This window comes from Enterobacter sp. Li2LvB3 (assembly GCF_056156645.1).
This window is the reverse complement of record NZ_JBSICG010000019.1, coordinates 51,537-68,283: the sequence shown is the minus strand read 5'-3', so window position 1 is coordinate 68,283 and position 16,747 is coordinate 51,537. Positions and strand designations below refer to the sequence as shown.

General features: G+C 53.1%; 18 protein-coding genes. 9 read left to right on the top strand and 9 right to left on the bottom strand.

The window, feature by feature from the left end:
• Window positions 1-37: 37 nt before the first annotated feature.
• Both dusA and pspG read left to right on the top strand, forming a co-directional pair.
• Window positions 38-1,033, top strand: coding sequence for a tRNA dihydrouridine(20/20a) synthase DusA (gene dusA / locus ACS603_RS16125; protein ID WP_182063295.1), 996 nt, complete (start codon window positions 38-40; stop codon window positions 1,031-1,033).
• Between the two features lie 136 nt (window positions 1,034-1,169).
• Window positions 1,170-1,412, top strand: coding sequence for an envelope stress response protein PspG (pspG, locus tag ACS603_RS16120; protein WP_182063296.1), 243 nt, complete (start codon window positions 1,170-1,172; stop codon window positions 1,410-1,412).
• A 186-nt stretch (window positions 1,413-1,598) separates the two neighbouring features.
• Here pspG and ACS603_RS16115 read toward each other — a convergent pair whose 3' ends face one another.
• Window positions 1,599-2,582, bottom strand: coding sequence for a quinone oxidoreductase (locus tag ACS603_RS16115; RefSeq protein WP_182063297.1), 984 nt, complete (start codon window positions 2,580-2,582; stop codon window positions 1,599-1,601).
• Between the two features lie 65 nt (window positions 2,583-2,647).
• On the opposite strand from ACS603_RS16115, the gene dnaB reads away from it, so the two are divergent.
• Window positions 2,648-4,060: a replicative DNA helicase gene (gene dnaB, locus ACS603_RS16110; RefSeq protein WP_182063298.1), complete on the top strand. Its 1,413-nt coding sequence runs from the start codon at window positions 2,648-2,650 to the stop codon at window positions 4,058-4,060.
• A gap of 16 nt (window positions 4,061-4,076) precedes the next feature.
• Complete coding sequence (gene alr / locus ACS603_RS16105) at window positions 4,077-5,156, top strand: alanine racemase (protein WP_182063299.1); 1,080 nt, start codon at window positions 4,077-4,079, stop codon at window positions 5,154-5,156.
• 59 nt (window positions 5,157-5,215) lie between these two features.
• Here alr and ACS603_RS16100 read toward each other — a convergent pair whose 3' ends face one another.
• The gene (locus ACS603_RS16100; RefSeq protein WP_182063300.1) at window positions 5,216-6,346 is read right to left on the bottom strand and encodes a hypothetical protein; all 1,131 of its coding nucleotides are present in this window, start codon (window positions 6,344-6,346) and stop codon (window positions 5,216-5,218) included.
• 279 nt (window positions 6,347-6,625) lie between these two features.
• On the opposite strand from ACS603_RS16100, the gene ACS603_RS16095 reads away from it, so the two are divergent.
• On the top strand, window positions 6,626-7,258 hold the full coding sequence (locus ACS603_RS16095) for a response regulator transcription factor (RefSeq protein WP_259349695.1): 633 nt from the start codon (window positions 6,626-6,628) through the stop codon (window positions 7,256-7,258).
• An 83-nt stretch (window positions 7,259-7,341) separates the two neighbouring features.
• On the opposite strand, the gene ACS603_RS16090 is transcribed toward ACS603_RS16095, so the two are convergent.
• The 6 genes from ACS603_RS16090 to ACS603_RS16065 all read right to left on the bottom strand — a co-directional run bounded on the left by ACS603_RS16090 (window position 7,342) and on the right by ACS603_RS16065 (window position 10,289).
• The gene (locus ACS603_RS16090) at window positions 7,342-7,632 is read right to left on the bottom strand and encodes a hypothetical protein (protein ID WP_315687584.1); all 291 of its coding nucleotides are present in this window, start codon (window positions 7,630-7,632) and stop codon (window positions 7,342-7,344) included.
• Window position 7,633: 1 nt separating this feature from the next.
• Window positions 7,634-8,041: a hypothetical protein gene (locus ACS603_RS16085; RefSeq protein ID WP_182063302.1), complete on the bottom strand. Its 408-nt coding sequence runs from the start codon at window positions 8,039-8,041 to the stop codon at window positions 7,634-7,636.
• A 64-nt stretch (window positions 8,042-8,105) separates the two neighbouring features.
• Window positions 8,106-8,588: a ribonuclease gene (locus tag ACS603_RS16080; protein WP_474944558.1), complete on the bottom strand. Its 483-nt coding sequence runs from the start codon at window positions 8,586-8,588 to the stop codon at window positions 8,106-8,108.
• Between the two features lie 17 nt (window positions 8,589-8,605).
• Complete coding sequence (locus tag ACS603_RS16075; protein ID WP_182063509.1) at window positions 8,606-9,055, bottom strand: lysozyme; 450 nt, start codon at window positions 9,053-9,055, stop codon at window positions 8,606-8,608.
• Entirely contained in the window at window positions 9,055-9,657 is a 603-nt protein-coding gene (locus tag ACS603_RS16070; RefSeq protein WP_474944557.1) for a DUF2589 domain-containing protein, read from the bottom strand. Before ACS603_RS16070 ends, ACS603_RS16075 begins: the two co-directional genes overlap by 1 nt.
• Before the next feature lie 74 nt (window positions 9,658-9,731).
• Window positions 9,732-10,289: a DUF2589 domain-containing protein gene (locus ACS603_RS16065; RefSeq protein WP_182063305.1), complete on the bottom strand. Its 558-nt coding sequence runs from the start codon at window positions 10,287-10,289 to the stop codon at window positions 9,732-9,734.
• A gap of 206 nt (window positions 10,290-10,495) precedes the next feature.
• Between ACS603_RS16065 and tyrB the strand changes: the two genes are divergently transcribed.
• The 3 genes from tyrB (at window position 10,496) to ACS603_RS16050 (ending at window position 13,133) form a co-directional block, all read left to right on the top strand.
• Window positions 10,496-11,689, top strand: coding sequence for an aromatic amino acid transaminase (tyrB, locus tag ACS603_RS16060; protein ID WP_315687586.1), 1,194 nt, complete (start codon window positions 10,496-10,498; stop codon window positions 11,687-11,689).
• A 260-nt stretch (window positions 11,690-11,949) separates the two neighbouring features.
• Window positions 11,950-12,663, top strand: coding sequence for an acid phosphatase AphA (aphA, locus tag ACS603_RS16055; RefSeq protein ID WP_166718272.1), 714 nt, complete (start codon window positions 11,950-11,952; stop codon window positions 12,661-12,663).
• 116 nt (window positions 12,664-12,779) lie between these two features.
• Entirely contained in the window at window positions 12,780-13,133 is a 354-nt protein-coding gene (locus tag ACS603_RS16050; RefSeq protein ID WP_182063307.1) for an MmcQ/YjbR family DNA-binding protein, read from the top strand.
• A 3-nt stretch (window positions 13,134-13,136) separates the two neighbouring features.
• On the opposite strand, the gene uvrA is transcribed toward ACS603_RS16050, so the two are convergent.
• Window positions 13,137-15,959, bottom strand: coding sequence for an excinuclease ABC subunit UvrA (gene uvrA / locus ACS603_RS16045; RefSeq protein ID WP_182063308.1), 2,823 nt, complete (start codon window positions 15,957-15,959; stop codon window positions 13,137-13,139).
• A 251-nt stretch (window positions 15,960-16,210) separates the two neighbouring features.
• Here uvrA and ssb1 point away from each other — a divergent pair, with 251 nt between their 5' ends.
• Window positions 16,211-16,735 carry a single-stranded DNA-binding protein SSB1 gene (gene ssb1, locus ACS603_RS16040; RefSeq protein WP_014068526.1) on the top strand — a complete coding sequence of 175 codons (525 nt, stop codon included), beginning with the start codon at window positions 16,211-16,213 and terminating at the stop codon, window positions 16,733-16,735.
• Window positions 16,736-16,747 lie beyond the last annotated feature (12 nt).

Here is a 16,747-nt window from a genome sequence, read left to right as displayed (position 1 = left end):
TAGCGCCCCTTTTCCACCAGATGCTTAAAACTTCGCCATGTCGTCAGAATCACAGACTGTTTTTCCTGCACACCGTTTCTCCATTGCGCCGATGCTCGACTGGACGGACAGACACTGCCGCTACTTCCTGCGTCAGCTCTCCCGCCATACATTGCTGTACACCGAAATGGTGACAACCGGTGCGATCATTCACGGAAAGGGCGACTATCTGGCGTACAGCGAAGAAGAGCATCCGGTTGCGTTGCAGCTTGGCGGGAGCGATCCGGCAGCGCTGGCGCAGTGCGCGAAGCTTGCTGAGGAGCGGGGTTACGACGAGATTAACCTCAACGTCGGCTGCCCGTCCGATCGCGTGCAGAATGGCATGTTTGGCGCGTGCCTGATGGGTAATGCGCAGCTGGTCGCAGACTGCATCAAGGCGATGCGTGATGTGGTCTCCATACCTGTAACGGTCAAAACCCGTATCGGTATCGACGATCAGGACAGCTACGAATTCCTGTGTGAATTCATCAATACCGTTGCCGGAAAAGGCGAGTGCGAGATGTTTATCATCCATGCACGTAAAGCCTGGCTATCAGGCCTCAGCCCGAAAGAGAACCGCGAAATTCCACCGCTGGACTACCCGCGCGTCTATCAGCTGAAGCGTGATTTCCCGCAGCTGACGATGTCGATTAACGGCGGAATTAAATCGCTGGAAGAAGCCAAAGTGCATCTTGACCATATGGATGGTGTGATGGTTGGCCGTGAGGCGTACCAGAACCCGGGCATCCTGGCGACGGTTGACCGTGAAATCTTTGGCGTGGAAGGTGCTGATACTGACCCGGTCTCCGTAGTGCGAGCCATGTATCCGTACATTGAACGCGAGCTGAGCAACGGCACCTATCTTGGCCACATTACCCGCCACATGCTTGGCCTGTTCCAGGGGATCCCGGGGGCGCGTCAGTGGCGTCGTTACCTCAGCGAGAACGCGCATAAGGCCGGTGCAGACATCGAGGTGCTGGAGCACGCGCTGCGTCTGGTCGCCGATAAGCGATAAATTTCGCTAAAAGATAGTTAATTTCACCACGCCCTGCACATTGTTGCGGGGCGTTTTGTTTTGATAACAATGAGTTAGGTTTGGCATGTTTCTTGTAATGCTCAATGCATCATTGGGCATTACCTGGGAGAGAACCATGCTCGAACTACTTTTTGTGATTGGCTTTTTTGTCATGCTGCTGGTGACCGGCGTATCGTTGCTCGGTATCCTGGCGGCGATGGTGGTGGCGACGGTCGTCATGTTTATTGGTGGGTTATTTGCCCTGACGATCAAACTGTTACCGTGGTTACTGCTGGCAATTGCTGTTGTGTGGGTGATTCGGGCGATTAGATCACCAAAAGTCCAAAATTATCAGCGCAATAACCGCTTTCGTTACTAAGGTATTGAGGGGTTCATCACATACCTGCAACTTTTCCGGCTGCATTGCATAGAACGGAATAGGATTTAGTTATCTATTCTGTCACTATGGCTACCGCTAAAGAATTCATCGAGCTGTACCCTACATACAGCCGAACTAAAAAAAGAAAGGGCTTCCTGAAAAGGAAGCCCAATTTCTTTTCAGGGATCAGGGAATTAACAGACTCGACCCCTGCGTCACCCGACTCTCCAGCACCTCATGCGCGCGCTGCGCATCAGCCAGCGGATATTTCTGCGCATCTGCCACATCCACTTTAATTACCCCGCTGGCGATCAGTGAAAACAGCTCGTTGCTGGCTTCCTCCAGCTCCTCCCGGTTAGTGATGTAACCCTGAAGAGAAGGGCGCGTGACATACAGCGAGCCTTTCTGATTCAGAATACCCAGGTTAACACCGGTCACGGCACCTGACGAATTACCAAAGCTCACCATCAGGCCGCGGCGTTGCAGGCAGTCCAGCGAGGCTTCCCAGGTGTCTTTGCCCACCGAGTCATACACCACGCGCACTTTTTTGCCGTTGGTTATCTCTTTTAACCGCTCAACAATGCTCTCTTCACGGTAGTTAATCACCTGCCATGCGCCAGCCTTCAATGCGCGCTGTGCTTTTTGCGCATTGCCTACGGTGCCGATAAGTTTCGCACCTAACGCTTTTGCCCACTGGCAGGCGATAAGGCCCACACCTCCGGCGGCGGCATGGAACAGGAATTGTTCGTCGGGTTTGATCTCGTAAGTTTTGCGCAGCAGATAGTAAACGGTTAGCCCTTTCAGGAAAGAGGCCGCCGCTTGTTCAAACGAAATAGCATTAGGTAAAAGGGCGGCTTTATCCGCCGGCACGTTGTGTACGGAGCTGTAGGCTCCCAGCGCCGATTGCGCATAAACCACGCGGTCACCTTCTTTAAGGTGCTTAACGGCGCTGCCCACTTTAATCACCACACCTGCCGCTTCGGTTCCCAGCCCGCTTGGCAGAGACGGTGGTGGATAGAGCCCACCGCGAATATAGGTGTCGATGTAATTAATGCCGATGGCTTTGTTTTCAACCTGAACGTCGTTTTCACCCGGTGCGGCGGGGGTAAACTCCACGGCGTTGAGTACCTCAGGGCCACCATGCTTGTGAAATTCAATACGCGTTGCCATGCTTCCTCCATAAGAAAATGTGGTAATCTTTCGACCCACTCTTTATCTCGGTAACTCCATTCACTATGGCAGGAAACAAACCCTTCAACAAACAGACTGAACCCCGTGAACGTGATTATCAGGTCGCCGGGTTAAAAGTCCCGCCGCACTCGATTGAAGCGGAACAGTCGGTGTTGGGCGGTTTAATGCTGGACAACGAACGCTGGGACGATGTCGCCGAGCGCGTCGTGTCCGACGACTTCTATACCCGTCCGCACCGCCATATTTTTACCGAAATGGCGCGTCTGCAAGAATCGGGCAGTCCGATTGACCTGATTACGCTCGCGGAATCGCTGGAGCGACAGGGGCAACTGGACAGCGTCGGTGGGTTTGCCTATCTGGCCGAGTTATCGAAAAACACGCCAAGTGCGGCGAACATCAGTGCCTACGCCGACATCGTGCGTGAACGTGCCGTTGTCCGCGAAATGATTTCGGTGGCCAATGAAATCGCCGAAGCAGGCTTTGACCCACAGGGGCGCAACAGCGAAGATCTGCTCGACCTGGCTGAATCACGCGTGTTTAAAATCGCTGAAAGCCGCGCGAATAAAGACGAAGGCCCCAAAAATATAGCCGATGTGCTCGACGCCACCGTCGCGCGTATCGAACAACTTTTCCAGCAACCGCACGACGGTGTAACCGGCGTCAATACCGGCTACGACGACCTCAACAAGAAAACCGCAGGCCTACAGCCGTCGGACTTGATTATCGTCGCTGCGCGTCCTTCGATGGGTAAAACGACATTTGCGATGAACCTCGTCGAAAATGCAGCGATGTTGCAGGATAAACCGGTTCTGATTTTCAGTCTTGAGATGCCATCAGAACAGATCATGATGCGTTCTCTGGCATCGCTGTCACGCGTGGATCAGACCCGAATTCGTACCGGTCAGCTTGATGACGAGGACTGGGCGCGTATCTCCGGCACCATGGGGATCTTGCTGGAAAAACGTAATATCTATATCGATGACTCGTCCGGTCTGACGCCAACGGAAGTGCGTTCCCGTGCGCGCCGTATTGCCCGCGAACACGGCGGCATCGGCCTTATCATGATCGACTACCTCCAGCTGATGCGCGTGCCGTCACTTTCGGACAACCGTACGCTGGAAATCGCAGAAATTTCCCGCTCACTCAAAGCGTTAGCTAAAGAACTACAGGTTCCTGTTGTGGCCCTGTCACAGCTTAACCGCTCCCTGGAACAACGTGCGGATAAACGCCCGGTCAACTCCGACCTGCGTGAATCTGGCTCCATTGAGCAGGATGCGGACTTAATCATGTTTATCTACCGTGATGAGGTTTATCACGAGAACAGCGACCTGAAAGGGATCGCGGAAATCATTATCGGTAAGCAACGTAACGGCCCAATCGGTACGGTACGTCTGACCTTTAACGGACAGTGGTCGCGTTTCGACAACTATGCCGGTCCTCAATATGATGATGAGTAATTTCTAAGGAATTCAAATGCAAGCGGCAACAGTTGTTATTAACCGCCGCGCTCTGCGACACAACCTGCAACGTCTGCGTGAACTGGCACCTGCCAGCAAGCTCGTTGCAGTCGTGAAAGCGAACGCTTACGGACACGGTCTTCTTGAGACCGCGCGAACGCTCCCCGATGCCGACGCTTTTGGCGTCGCCCGTCTTGAAGAAGCTCTGCGCCTGCGCGCAGGCGGAATTACCCAGCCCATTCTGCTGCTCGAAGGCTTCTTTGAAGCCAGCGACCTCACCACGATTGCCGACCAGCATCTGCATACCGCGATCCATAACGAAGAGCAGCTTGCTGCACTGGAAACCGCTGAGCTGAGCGAGCCGGTGACCGTGTGGATGAAACTCGACACCGGGATGCACCGTCTGGGCGTGCGCCCGGAGAAGGCGGATGCGTTTTACCAGCGCCTGTGTGAGTGCAAAAACGTGCGCCAGCCGGTCAATATTGTCAGCCATTTTGCCCGTGCCGATGAGCCAGAATGTGGCGCCACTGAGCAACAGCTCGATATCTTCAACACTTTCTGTGAAGGCAAACCGGGAATGCGCTCTATTGCCGCATCCGGCGGCATTTTGCTCTGGCCGCAGTCCCATTTCGACTGGGCGCGTCCTGGCATCATTCTCTATGGCGTTTCGCCGCTGGACAACAAGCCCTGGGGGCCGGATTTTGGCTTCCAGCCAGTGATGTCGCTGGTGTCTAACCTGATTGCCGTGCGTGAGCACAAAGCGGGTGAGCCTGTGGGCTACGGGGGAACCTGGATCAGCGAGCGCGATACGCGGCTTGGCGTGGTGGCGATGGGGTATGGCGATGGTTATCCACGCGCCGCGCCGTCTGGTACACCAGTGCTGGTCAATGGCCGCGAAGTGACGATTGTTGGCCGCGTGGCGATGGACATGATTTGCGTCGACCTGGGGCCGGAAGCCCAGGACAAAGCGGGTGATGATGTGGTGATGTGGGGCGAAGGATTACCCGTAGAACGCATTGCTGAAATAACGAAAGTGAGTGCTTACGAACTTATTACGCGCCTGACGTCAAGGGTGGCGATGAAGTACGTCGATTAAATTAAGGCGTTCGCGTCCAACCGCCTCGGGTGCCGTTGGACGCGATCCCGCCACCAGACTTATTTCAACACGTTGTAGATGGCCTGGTTGGTTAAGTAATCCGATGCCAGCCCCGATACTGGGTTAAAGCGAGTACCCTGCACGGACGAGAACGGTTTTCCGGTACTGCCCAGAGAAACGTAACGCTCCCCCTGATCGTTCTCAGAAACCGTATATACCGTTTTTTGCATCTGTGCGAATTGCCCCGCATTACGCTGGTTTGCCTGATGCAGTTCCAGCAGCTGTAATCCGCTCAGATTCAGCGTTTTATCCAGGCTTACTCCCCATCTTTGCAGGCACACTTCAGCGAAATGCCGCACGATCGTTCCCGGTTCATGCAGCACTTTTTCGCCACTGTCGCCATTTGCGGAAGCATTGCCTACCAGCGTCGCATGTCGCCCTGACATCGGGTAAATATGCACCGCCGTCGCATTGTCGGTATCCGGGACCACGCACGAGAAACCTTTCGAGCGCTCGTCTCTGGCGTAGAAGGCCACATACTCTTTGACATTGCGGCCAAGCGTGACCTTCTCCGTCTGGAAGTTCCCCATACCCGGCACCGGATCGATGGCAAAAATATTCACCGGAATAGTGGCCAAAAGCGGATCGGCCAGCATGGCATTGGCGAGCATATGGCAGCTAATTCCCCCGCGGCTCCAGCCTACCAGGTTAACCTGAGTTGGCAGGATTTGCCCTTTGCGGAAGGTCTTGATGATCTGCTGCTGAAGCGCCTGCTGCGTCACTTTGCGATCACCATAGTCATATTTACGCCACCAGAAAGAGCCAGTCACTTCGACATCCTGGATGGGGACTCCCGCTTTTTTTAGCTGTTCATAATTCTCCTGGGTCAGCTTTTCGCGCTGCCAGTCAACGTGGCCTTTAATAATATTGATGGCATGTTGCACGTTTTCCTTCCAGCCACTGCCCACAAGCTGTCCGCGAAGTTGCGAATAATCGCCGCTTTTTACCCACAGCTCATCGCTTTGCAAATTGCCGCTTCCTGGCCCATCAAGAATGACCCATTCGGCAAACTCTTTGCCTTTGTTGTTAGCGGCCAGTGCGGAAATTAATTCGCCATTCCAGTAATTAGCATGAGAATCATCGAATTTATTAGAGCCGGTACCACAAAAAAATACTGTTAATGTCGTCATAAATAACCTCGTTAAAATATTACTGTATAGGTGGATGACACAGCTGCCTTTTAATAATAAGTGTCAGGGTTATATTTAAAATATGCCGATAAGCCTGGGCTTTTTCTGATAGAAATGATTTTTCGGGTTATATTTTATTAAGGCTGTGTTTTTCGTTAAGTGTTACTTAACTTTTTGATCAGGGAATATGACATTCGCCTTATGCCGAATGCTGTTTTTACAGTTCGGGAATAGCACTCATACTCATTTTCGGAAAAGGTTGATTGAATAATTCAAGGAATGGAAATCACACGAGGTTATGCTGCGATGAATATATTGATGATCGATGAATTGCCGATCTACATTCACGGTATGAAGACTGAGCTGAAAAGAGTCATGCCGGAATGTACTGTTTTTGCTACAAACAGCTTTGAAGATGCACAGACTATTCTGGCATCAATGCCGGTAAACATTATTTTGCTCGACGGTGAAATGAAATGCAGTGATTTCATCAATAGCCTGACGTCCAATTGGCCCACATTGCCGATTGTGGTGATGTTAAGAAAAGCGACAGACAGGATATTTAATTTTTACATTCGACAAAATGTAAAAGGCATTTTCACCAAAGAGCTTCCGGTAGAGAAAATCAGCCAGATATTAAGCATGGTTTCCTCCGGGGTGGTCTGCTTTCCCGAGCAGGCGGTGGTTCACCGGGAACAGCCCGTTAGCGCATTGCCGATCCACTCTCTGAGCCGTCGGCAGCAGGAAGTTCTCAAACTTCTGGCCAACGGAGGAACAAATAAGCAAATCAGCAGACAACTCAACATCAGTGCAGGCACGGTCAAAGTGCACCTCGAGTCAATCTTTCATCGGCTTCAGGTAAACAACCGCACCCAGGCCGCAATGCTTTATTTTAAATATATTGCTAATTAGACGGCACGCCGTAAATTTTTGCACTATGATTGTCATGTTAAATAAAAGCGCAACAAGTGGGCCCTGTTGCGCTTTTATCGTGTTTAGTGAGATTGTGATTTGAAATAATAGATAACCACAATTAAGGTTCCGAAATCTTGTAATAACCAAAAAGGGAAGCTATCGCTCAAAATGTCAGCGCCTGTCAAAATAAATTTAACGTTTAAGCTGCTTTCGCCAAAAAAGCCAAACGCCAGTGCTGCCAAACCGACTTTACAGAGTGTCGGTAAAGCGTGTACGCGTCGGCTGTAGGCCGCAAATAATATCAATAGCGACGTCACCAGATCGACAACAATAATAAAAGGCAGAACCCATCCATTCATTATGTTAAGCATCTTATTCTCCATCAGGTTTGTTGTTATTTAAATCAGGCTGAGGGAGTGACTCATTTCTGACTTTGCTTTTGATGACGCTGGCAACATCAAAAATATCGCGCTGTTCATGACGGCGAAAGAAGTTAGCCAGCCAAACAATCAGCCCATTGCTCATGGCGCCCAATATGTACCCTAAACCCAGCGTAATATCGGCCTGGTTAAGATCTATTTTCAGCCAGCGGGCTGCTAACCCACCTAACGCCACCGCGGCCCCCATACTGATACCACCAAAAATGATGCCCGCCATAAACCGGCTGTGCTGGTGCAACCGCTGTGGTTGCCAGAAAAAAGAGATACTTACACCACCAAATAAACCTGAAAAAGCCAGTAATGCTTCACTGATAAGCGTAGGGAGAAAGTTGTCAGACATGACGTTATCCTCAACAAAGATAAAACCCCGGTAAATGGGGTTTTATCACCGTGACAGGGGCGGATTATTGGCAAGGTTCCAGCTCAGCCAAATGCTGATACGTATCGGTTGTGATAAACCGCTGTTGCCCGGAAAGGCTGTAAATCAGGTGCTTAGGGCTGCGATAGCCCTTCTGGACGTCGATGTCCGCGCTGAGCCACTGTTGTTTTGCGGGCAAAGCCGGGTTTGCGTAGCTATCGCCGCCAATCCATTTTTTGTTGGTGGGTTTTACCCCCCAGAGAGTCTCCATTTCACTGCCGGACCAGCCAAGACGTTTTGCTTCGTGGGTCGTGATATAGCGAGCGGGCAGGCGGCCAAAGTTCTTGATATTGCGCAGCGTGGTCGCCAGGTCAGTCACGTCGTTAATAGGTGCGACGCCCTGCTCAGATAAAAACGTATTGGTCTCTTTAATTTCATCTTCGCAGGTTTTCAGGGCGGCGCTGGCCTGCATAGCAGCAGAAAGGGTGACGGCCAGAACAGCGACGTTTATGAAAGTACATTTTTTCATCGTATTTTCCTGTTTAATTAACTGAGAAATAACTTCATTTCCGCCTCACGGCGTCGGGTAAGGCCAGTCAACACTTTGCCGCCCGCTTTGTTCCAGCTTTTGAACTGGAGCGCTGCGCCGTCGATATCCCCGGCGTTAAATTTCTTCAGCAGGGTCGATTTCTTTAAATTGCCGACGCCGAGGTTGAAGGCAAACGACACCAGTGCATCGAACTGACTTTGGGTTGCGCTGTGGATCAGCAGCTTTTTAACGCCATCCTCCGTGCGCTTCAGGTCTTTGCGCAGCAGGGTTTTGGCTTCGCCAGTGGTGATTTTGATGAGTTTTTCCATCTCCTCTTTGAGGATCAAATGGCCGTAGCCGATGGTCCACAAACCCACGGCGTCGCGATAACGCTCCAGCTTCAGTCCTTCAAAATGGCAAATCAGCTCGACGCCTTTATCGCCGGTGCTATCAGGTTGTTTTTGCATCATGGAGTCTCCTCTGCTTTGGGACGGGGAATGACTTTGTTGGTGTATTCGTCGATCAAACGCATCACGCTTTCCGGCGGGGGTAATGCGGTAAATTGCATCTCCACGTCGACGTGGCGGCTATCGCGTCCACCTTTGCAGTCGCTTGAGGGCGAAAGGCTGACGTGGAAGCGACCAAATTCGTTTTCACCTGCCTGCTGCGACGGGGTTTGCATCCCTTCAGTGCGGATCGTGAGGTTGACCTTCATTTTTTCCAGCATCAGCCCGCGCGGGGTGGAAAGCGCGACCAGCGGCAGGTCAAAATAGTGCTTTTCATCCAGCGCCAGCTGAACGGTGCGGGGGATCAGCGAGCCGTCGTCCGCCGGTTCAAAAAAAGGGTCCAGCGCCTTCATATATTGCTGGGCGATCATTTCATTGGCTGCCGTCGCCGCGTATTGCATTCCCCGGGTAATATCTTCAAGCGTGACGGGTACGCCCGGAATATCTGCGGGAGGCGGTGGATTATTTCCCTTTACCGGAGGCGGCGTTCCATCAGCCTCTTTCTCCGTCTTATTCTCTGGCTCCTCATCCTTGTTGCCGCGTAGCCATGTTTTAAAAGACATAATTCACTCCTGAAGTGAGGCCACCGACGGCAGCCTCATGCGTTAGGGAAGAGCAATACTCTGCTGGCGAGCCGTTACTGCGCCGCGACAGGCTTGGTTTTGGCGTTGGTGAGGTAATCAATAACGCGTTGCAGCGCTTCAGGCGGTTCCTGACGTTTGATCTGCGTGTGAATGGAATACTTGGCGCGGGTGTCGGTGGAGCGAGTTTGCTCCGATTTATGCGATACCTTGCCGGTCATTTTGGCTTTGAACACGCCCCAGCCGATGGACGCTTCAACGGAGGCTTCCGCTTCAGTGCTGCTGGAGCTGGCTTCGCTCTGGCTCACTTCCAGCTCGAAGTCGATGGTGCCGTCTTCAATGCAAATGATTGGGTGAGTGATGGCCGCCAGCAGCGGGATGCTCATTTTGCGGGTGACGCTGCCTTTGCTAACGCCTTGCTCGTCCACCACGGTTTCGTCGTAATCGAACTCAATGGCGACGGCTTTACCGTCTTTAATACAGACGGAAAGCAGGAAATCGGTATACGACTTGCTGGCCTGAACCTGCGCTTTGATCATTGCCTGCAGCGGGCCGCCGATCATATGTTCCAGCGGCAGGGCGTTAATGACTGAACCAATAAATTGTGAATCCATAATGTGAACTCCTTGAATCAGTGAATGCGCGGATGCGCAGGGTTCACATTACGGCAGGGCGAGAGCGTGAAATATTGGGCAAATGACACGGGGCGAGAGTGCAAAAAACCTATGCCGATCGCAGGATGCGGGGAAAGGGTGGTGTTACGGGAGGTTCCGGTTTATTGTTGAATTCCCTGCCTGATAATAATCTGGAGAACCATCGCGTGTTTCAGAAAGTTGACGCCTACGCCGGCGACCCCATTCTCTCCTTAATGGAGCGTTTCAAAGAAGATCCTCGCAGCGACAAAGTGAACCTGAGCATTGGTCTGTATTACAACGAGGATGCCATTATTCCTCAGTTGCAGGCTGTTGCAGAAGCCGAAGCGCGTCTGAATGCTGTACCACATGGCGCATCGCTTTATCTGCCGATGGAAGGGTTAAATGCCTACCGTAACACCATCGCGCCGCTGCTGTTTGGTGCCGATCATCCGGTGCTTGCGCAAAAACGCGTCGCCACCATCCAGACGCTGGGCGGCTCGGGTGCGCTGAAAGTCGGCGCAGACTTCCTGAAAAAATATTTCCCGGATTCCGGCGTGTGGGTCAGTGATCCTACGTGGGAAAACCACATTGCTATCTTCGAAGGTGCGGGTTTTAAGGTCGCGACTTATCCGTGGTTCGACAATGAAACCAACGGTGTGCGTGTAGAGTCACTGCTGGAAAAACTGAATACCCTGCCAGAGCGCAGTATTGTGCTGCTGCACCCTTGCTGTCATAACCCAACGGGCGCAGACCTCACCAATGCTCAATGGGATGCGGTGATTGAGGTACTGAAAGCGCGCAACCTGATCCCGTTCCTCGACATTGCCTATCAGGGTTTTGGCGCAGGTATGGAAGAAGATGCCTACGCTATTCGCGCCGTTGCCAGCGCCGGATTACCTGCACTGGTCAGCAACTCGTTCTCGAAAATCTTCTCCCTGTATGGCGAGCGCGTAGGCGGCCTGTCTGTGATCTGTGAAGATGCTGAAGCCGCAGGGCGCGTGCTGGGTCAGCTGAAAGCGACCGTGCGCCGTATCTACTCCAGCCCACCAAACTTTGGTGCGCAGGTTGTGGCGACCGTTCTGGGTGACGATAAACTGAAGGCCACCTGGCTTGCGGAAGTGGAAGCGATGCGTAAGCGTATCCTGGCGATGCGTCAGGAGCTGGTAAACGTGCTGAAAGAGGCGGTTCCAGGGCATAACTTTGACTACCTGCTCAGGCAGCGCGGTATGTTCAGCTATACCGGCCTGAGTGCCGCACAGGTTGACCGTATGCGTGATGAGTTCGGTGTTTACCTGATTGCCAGCGGCCGTATGTGCTTAGCCGGTCTGAATACCAGTAACGTTCAGCGCGTGGCGCAGGCATTTGCTGCTGTAATGTAAGTACTCACTCACTGAACTATGTAGGCCGGGTAAGGCGTAGCCGCCACCCGGCTTTTTTTGTACCCGTGTAAAAGATTGCCCGGTGGCGCGGCGCTTACCCGGCCTGCGTCTCTCATCCACACTCTGTGATCTTCTTCTTTTTATTCAGATCCATAAGCAAAAACTCCTTTCATTCGACTCCCCCAGAGGTTATGGTCGGGTAGTTTTTTGACCATTCGCTCAAAATAAAACGATAACAAACTGAATATTCAGGGGAAAACATGCGCAAGATCACACTGGCGCTCAGCGCCGCCTGCTTATTGTTCTCGCTTAATAGTGCAGTCGTTGCGCGAGCTTCCGCGCCCACACCGGTTTACACCGGAACCACCGCCGCCATTCTTGCTGAGCAAGCACCGATTCACTGGGTTTCTGTGGCACAGATTGAAAACAGCCTGATGGGCCGCCCGCCGATGGCCGTGGGTTTTGATATCGACGACACCGTCTTGTTCTCAAGCCCGGGTTTCTGGCGCGGTAAGAAAATGTACTCACCGGACAGCGAAGCCTATCTGAAAAACCCGGAATTCTGGGAAAAAATGAATAATGGCTGGGATGAGTTCAGCATTCCGAAAGAAGTGGCTCGCTCACTGATTGCCATGCACGTTAAGCGTGGCGACAGCATTTTCTTTGTGACCGGACGCAGCCAGACCAAAACCGAAACGGTATCCAAAACCTTGCAGGACGATTTTCTGATCCCTGCCGCCAATATGAACCCGGTGATTTTTGCGGGTGATAAACCTGGCCAGAACACCAAAACGCAGTGGCTGGAGCAGAAAAATATCAAAGTGTTTTATGGTGATTCTGACAACGATATCACCGCTGCTCGTGATGTAGGTGCCAGAGGGATCAGGGTGTTACGCGCCTCTAATTCGACCTATCGACCACTGCCGATGGCGGGGAGTTTTGGCGAAGAGGTGATTGTGAATTCTGAATACTGAGGTATGCTGATTTTTTGAACAAATCAGGCCTGCCGGGTTTACCTTTTGTCGTCTTGCTGCACACTTAAAGAGGCAGGTACTCAGGTCGTGTTCAACCCATTTACAGGTGAGCAAAGATGACAATCTCGGAGATACTTCAATACTGCATGAATAAGCCTGGCGCAGAGCAAAGCGTCCACAGTGACTGGAAAGCCACGCAGATAAAGGTTGGTGATGTACTGTTTGCCATGGTGAAAGAGATCGAAGGTCGCCCGGCGGCATCGCTGAAAACCAGCCCGGAGCTGGCTGAGCTGTTACGCGAGCAGCACCATGATGTCCGGCCAAGCAAGCATCTCAATAAAGCCCACTGGAGCACCGTCTATCTTGATGGCTCGCTGCCTGGCTCGCAAATTTACTATCTGGTGGATGCGTCTTATCAGCAGGCCGTTGAACTGTTGCCGGACACGACCCGACAACAGCTCTCCGTGTGACGATTACAGCAAAGGCTTGAGGAAACGTGCGGTGTGCGAAGCTTCGCACTCTGCAACGGTTTCTGGCGTACCGGACACGAGAATTTCACCGCCGCCGCTACCGCCTTCCGGGCCGAGATCCACAATCCAGTCTGCAGTTTTAATCACATCGAGATTGTGCTCAATCACCACAATGGTATTGCCCTGATCGCGCAACTGATGCAGTACGTCGAGCAACTGCTGGATATCCGCAAAGTGCAGGCCTGTGGTCGGTTCATCCAGAATGTACAGCGTCTGACCGGTGCCGCGCTTGGACAGTTCGCGCGCCAGCTTCACGCGCTGCGCTTCACCGCCGGAAAGCGTGGTCGCTGACTGCCCCAGACGGATATAGGTCAGCCCCACATCCATCAGCGTTTGCAGTTTACGCGCCAGCGCAGGAACGGCATCAAAGAACTCGCGCGCCTCTTCAATGGTCATATCCAGCACTTCGTGGATGGTCTTGCCTTTGTATTTAATCTCCAGCGTTTCGCGGTTATAGCGCTTACCTTTGCACTGGTCGCACGGTACGTAGATATCTGGCAGGAAGTGCATCTCAACCTTGATAACCCCGTCGCCCTGACAGGCTTCACAACGACCACCGCGCACGTTAAAGCTGAAACGTCCTGGCGTATACCCGCGCGAACGGGATTCCGGCACACCAGCGAAGAGTTCGCGCACAGGTGTGAACACGCCGGTATAGGTTGCCGGGTTGGAACGCGGCGTGCGGCCAATCGGGCTCTGATCGATATCGATAACCTTATCGAAATGCTCCAGCCCCTGAATATCGCGGTACGGTGCTGGTTCTGCGAGCGTTGCGCCATTAAGCTGGGTCTGCGCAATCGGGAACAGCGTATCGTTGATAAGCGTCGATTTACCGGAACCGGACACGCCGGTAATACAGGTGAACAGGCCGACGGGCAGCGTCAGGGTTACGTCTTTCAGGTTGTTGCCGCGCGCCCCAGTCAGCTTCAGCACTTTTTCTGGGTTCGCCGCCACACGCTGTTTCGGTACCTCAATCTTGCGTTTGCCGCTCATGTACTGGCCGGTCAGTGATTCTGGCACCGCCATAATATCCTTGAGCGTCCCTTCCGCCACGACCTGACCGCCGTGCACGCCTGCGCCCGGGCCGATGTCGATAACGTGGTCAGCGGCGCGAATAGCGTCTTCATCGTGCTCGACCACAATCACCGTGTTGCCGAGGTTACGCAGGTGGATAAGCGTACCGAGCAGGCGTTCGTTATCGCGCTGATGCAGGCCGATAGACGGCTCGTCCAGCACGTACATCACGCCCACTAAGCCCGCACCAATCTGGCTTGCCAGGCGGATACGCTGTGCTTCACCACCGGAGAGCGTTTCAGCCGATCGGGAAAGCGTCAGGTAGTTCAGACCCACGTTCACCAGGAATTTCAGGCGATCGCCAATCTCTTTCAGCACTTTTTCGGCAATTTTCGCGCGCTGTCCGGAAAGCTTCAGGTTAGTGAAGAAGTCCATCGCGTGGCCGATGCTCATATCTGAGATGGTCGGCAGCGCCGTGTTTTCGACAAACACATGACGTGCTTCGCGACGCAGGCGCGTGCCGTCGCAGGTGGCGCAGGAGCGGTTGCTGATAAACTTCGCCAGCTCTTCACGTACAGCGCTGGATTCCGTCTCTTTGTAGCGGCGCTCCATGTTGTGCAGCACGCCCTCAAACGGGTGACGGCGCACGGAGGTATCGCCACGATCGTTCATGTATTTGAATTCGATGTTCTCTTTACCGGAACCGTACAGCACCACTTTGTGTACCGTCGGGTTCAGGCTGCCCCATGGGGCTTCAACATCGAATTTATAGTGCTCTGCTAACGACTTGAGCATCTGGAAATAGTAGAAGTTACGCTTATCCCAGCCGCGAATAGCGCCGCCAGCCAGCGACAGCTCCGGGTTCTGAATCACGCGGTCTGGATCGAAATACTGCTGAACGCCCAGCCCGTCGCATGTCGGACATGCGCCCGCCGGGTTGTTGAACGAGAACAGGCGTGGTTCAAGCTCGCGCATACTGTAGCCGCAAATTGGGCAGGCAAAGTTAGCAGAGAAGAGCAGCTCTTCGGCTTTTGGGTCGTCCATGTCGGACACCACGGCGGTGCCGCCTGAGAGTTCGAGCGCCGTTTCAAACGATTCGGCCAGACGTGTTGCCAGATCCTCACGCACTTTGAAGCGGTCAATCACCACTTCGATGGTGTGTTTCTTCTGTAATTCCAGCTTCGGTGGATCAGACAGGTCACACACTTCTCCGTCGATACGGGCGCGGATGTAGCCCTGGCTTGCCAGGTTTTCCAGCGTTTTGGTGTGCTCGCCTTTACGCTCTTTAATGATAGGGGCGAGCAGCATCAGGCGTTTACCTTCCGGCTGCGCCAGCACGTTATCGACCATCTGGCTCACGGTTTGCGCGGCCAGCGGTACATCGTGGTCCGGGCAGCGCGGCTCACCAACGCGTGCAAACAGCAGGCGCAGGTAATCATGAATTTCGGTAATCGTACCGACCGTTGAACGCGGGTTATGTGAAGTCGATTTCTGCTCGATAGAGATAGCAGGTGACAACCCTTCAATGTGGTCAACGTCCGGTTTTTCCATTAACGACAGGAACTGCCGGGCATAGGCTGAGAGTGATTCAACGTAACGACGCTGTCCTTCGGCGTATAAAGTGTCGAAAGCCAGCGAGGATTTGCCAGACCCCGAAAGCCCGGTCACGACGATGAGTTTGTCGCGAGGGATAATGAGGTTGATATTCTTGAGATTATGGGTGCGGGCGCCCCGAACTTCGATCTTATCCATTCACCTTTCCCGGTAGGAACACTGTTTGCCTGGTTTGTTTGAAGGACAACCGGCTGTCAGAAACGGCTAATTATGACACAAATTAACCTGTTTGGATATACAGTATTGGAATGCATTTTCTGATTTGCTGTGTAACAATGTCGAGTTCGCGAGAGATTTCTGAACCGACTACGCAACTATGCAAATTGCTGCGTGGAAATGGTACACTCTCGCGTTTACACTATTAAGAAACGTATTCAGGAGACACGAACATGGCCAGCAGAGGCGTAAACAAGGTGATTCTCGTCGGTAATCTGGGCCAGGACCCGGAAGTACGCTATATGCCGAGTGGTGGCGCAGTTGCCAACATTACGCTGGCTACTTCCGAATCCTGGCGTGATAAAGCGACCGGCGAAATGAAAGAGCAGACCGAATGGCACCGTGTTGTGCTGTTTGGCAAACTGGCTGAAGTGGCGGGTGAGTACCTGCGTAAAGGTTCTCAGGTGTACATCGAAGGCCAGCTGCGTACCCGCAAATGGACCGATCAGTCCGGCGCTGAAAAATACACGACCGAAATCGTGGTTAACGTTGGTGGCACCATGCAGATGCTGGGTGGCCGTCAGGGCGGTGGCGCACCAGCAGGTGGCGGCCAGCAGCAGGGCGGTTGGGGTCAGCCTCAGCAGCCACAGGGTGGCAACCAGTTCAGCGGCGGCGCGCAGTCTCGTCCGCAGCAGCAGTCTGCTCCAGCGCCATCTAATGAGCCGCCAATGGACTTCGACGACGATATCCCGTTCTGATTTCCTTTCAGG

Bases quoted from the DNA above. Each gene is read 5' to 3' on its own strand.
- aphA (WP_166718272.1), top strand. From the start codon at position 11,950: ATGCGCAAGATCACACTGGCGCTCAGCGCCGCCTGCTTATTGTTCTCG.
- ACS603_RS16085 (WP_182063302.1), bottom strand. From the start codon at position 8,041: ATGTCTGACAACTTTCTCCCTACGCTTATCAGTGAAGCATTACTGGCT.
- ACS603_RS16080 (WP_474944558.1), bottom strand. From the start codon at position 8,588: ATGAAAAAATGTACTTTCATAAACGTCGCTGTTCTGGCCGTCACCCTT.
- ACS603_RS16095 (WP_259349695.1), top strand. From the start codon at position 6,626: ATGGAAATCACACGAGGTTATGCTGCGATGAATATATTGATGATCGAT.
- ACS603_RS16065 (WP_182063305.1), bottom strand. From the start codon at position 10,289: ATGGATTCACAATTTATTGGTTCAGTCATTAACGCCCTGCCGCTGGAA.
- ACS603_RS16090 (WP_315687584.1), bottom strand. From the start codon at position 7,632: ATGCTTAACATAATGAATGGATGGGTTCTGCCTTTTATTATTGTTGTC.
- dnaB (WP_182063298.1), top strand. From the start codon at position 2,648: ATGGCAGGAAACAAACCCTTCAACAAACAGACTGAACCCCGTGAACGT.
- pspG (WP_182063296.1), top strand. From the start codon at position 1,170: ATGCTCGAACTACTTTTTGTGATTGGCTTTTTTGTCATGCTGCTGGTG.
- ssb1 (WP_014068526.1), top strand. From the start codon at position 16,211: ATGGCCAGCAGAGGCGTAAACAAGGTGATTCTCGTCGGTAATCTGGGC.
- ACS603_RS16100 (WP_182063300.1), bottom strand. From the start codon at position 6,346: ATGACGACATTAACAGTATTTTTTTGTGGTACCGGCTCTAATAAATTC.
- ACS603_RS16075 (WP_182063509.1), bottom strand. From the start codon at position 9,055: ATGCAAAAACAACCTGATAGCACCGGCGATAAAGGCGTCGAGCTGATT.
- uvrA (WP_182063308.1), bottom strand. From the start codon at position 15,959: ATGGATAAGATCGAAGTTCGGGGCGCCCGCACCCATAATCTCAAGAAT.
- ACS603_RS16115 (WP_182063297.1), bottom strand. From the start codon at position 2,582: ATGGCAACGCGTATTGAATTTCACAAGCATGGTGGCCCTGAGGTACTC.
- ACS603_RS16070 (WP_474944557.1), bottom strand. From the start codon at position 9,657: ATGTCTTTTAAAACATGGCTACGCGGCAACAAGGATGAGGAGCCAGAG.
- alr (WP_182063299.1), top strand. From the start codon at position 4,077: ATGCAAGCGGCAACAGTTGTTATTAACCGCCGCGCTCTGCGACACAAC.
- ACS603_RS16050 (WP_182063307.1), top strand. From the start codon at position 12,780: ATGACAATCTCGGAGATACTTCAATACTGCATGAATAAGCCTGGCGCA.
- dusA (WP_182063295.1), top strand. From the start codon at position 38: ATGTCGTCAGAATCACAGACTGTTTTTCCTGCACACCGTTTCTCCATT.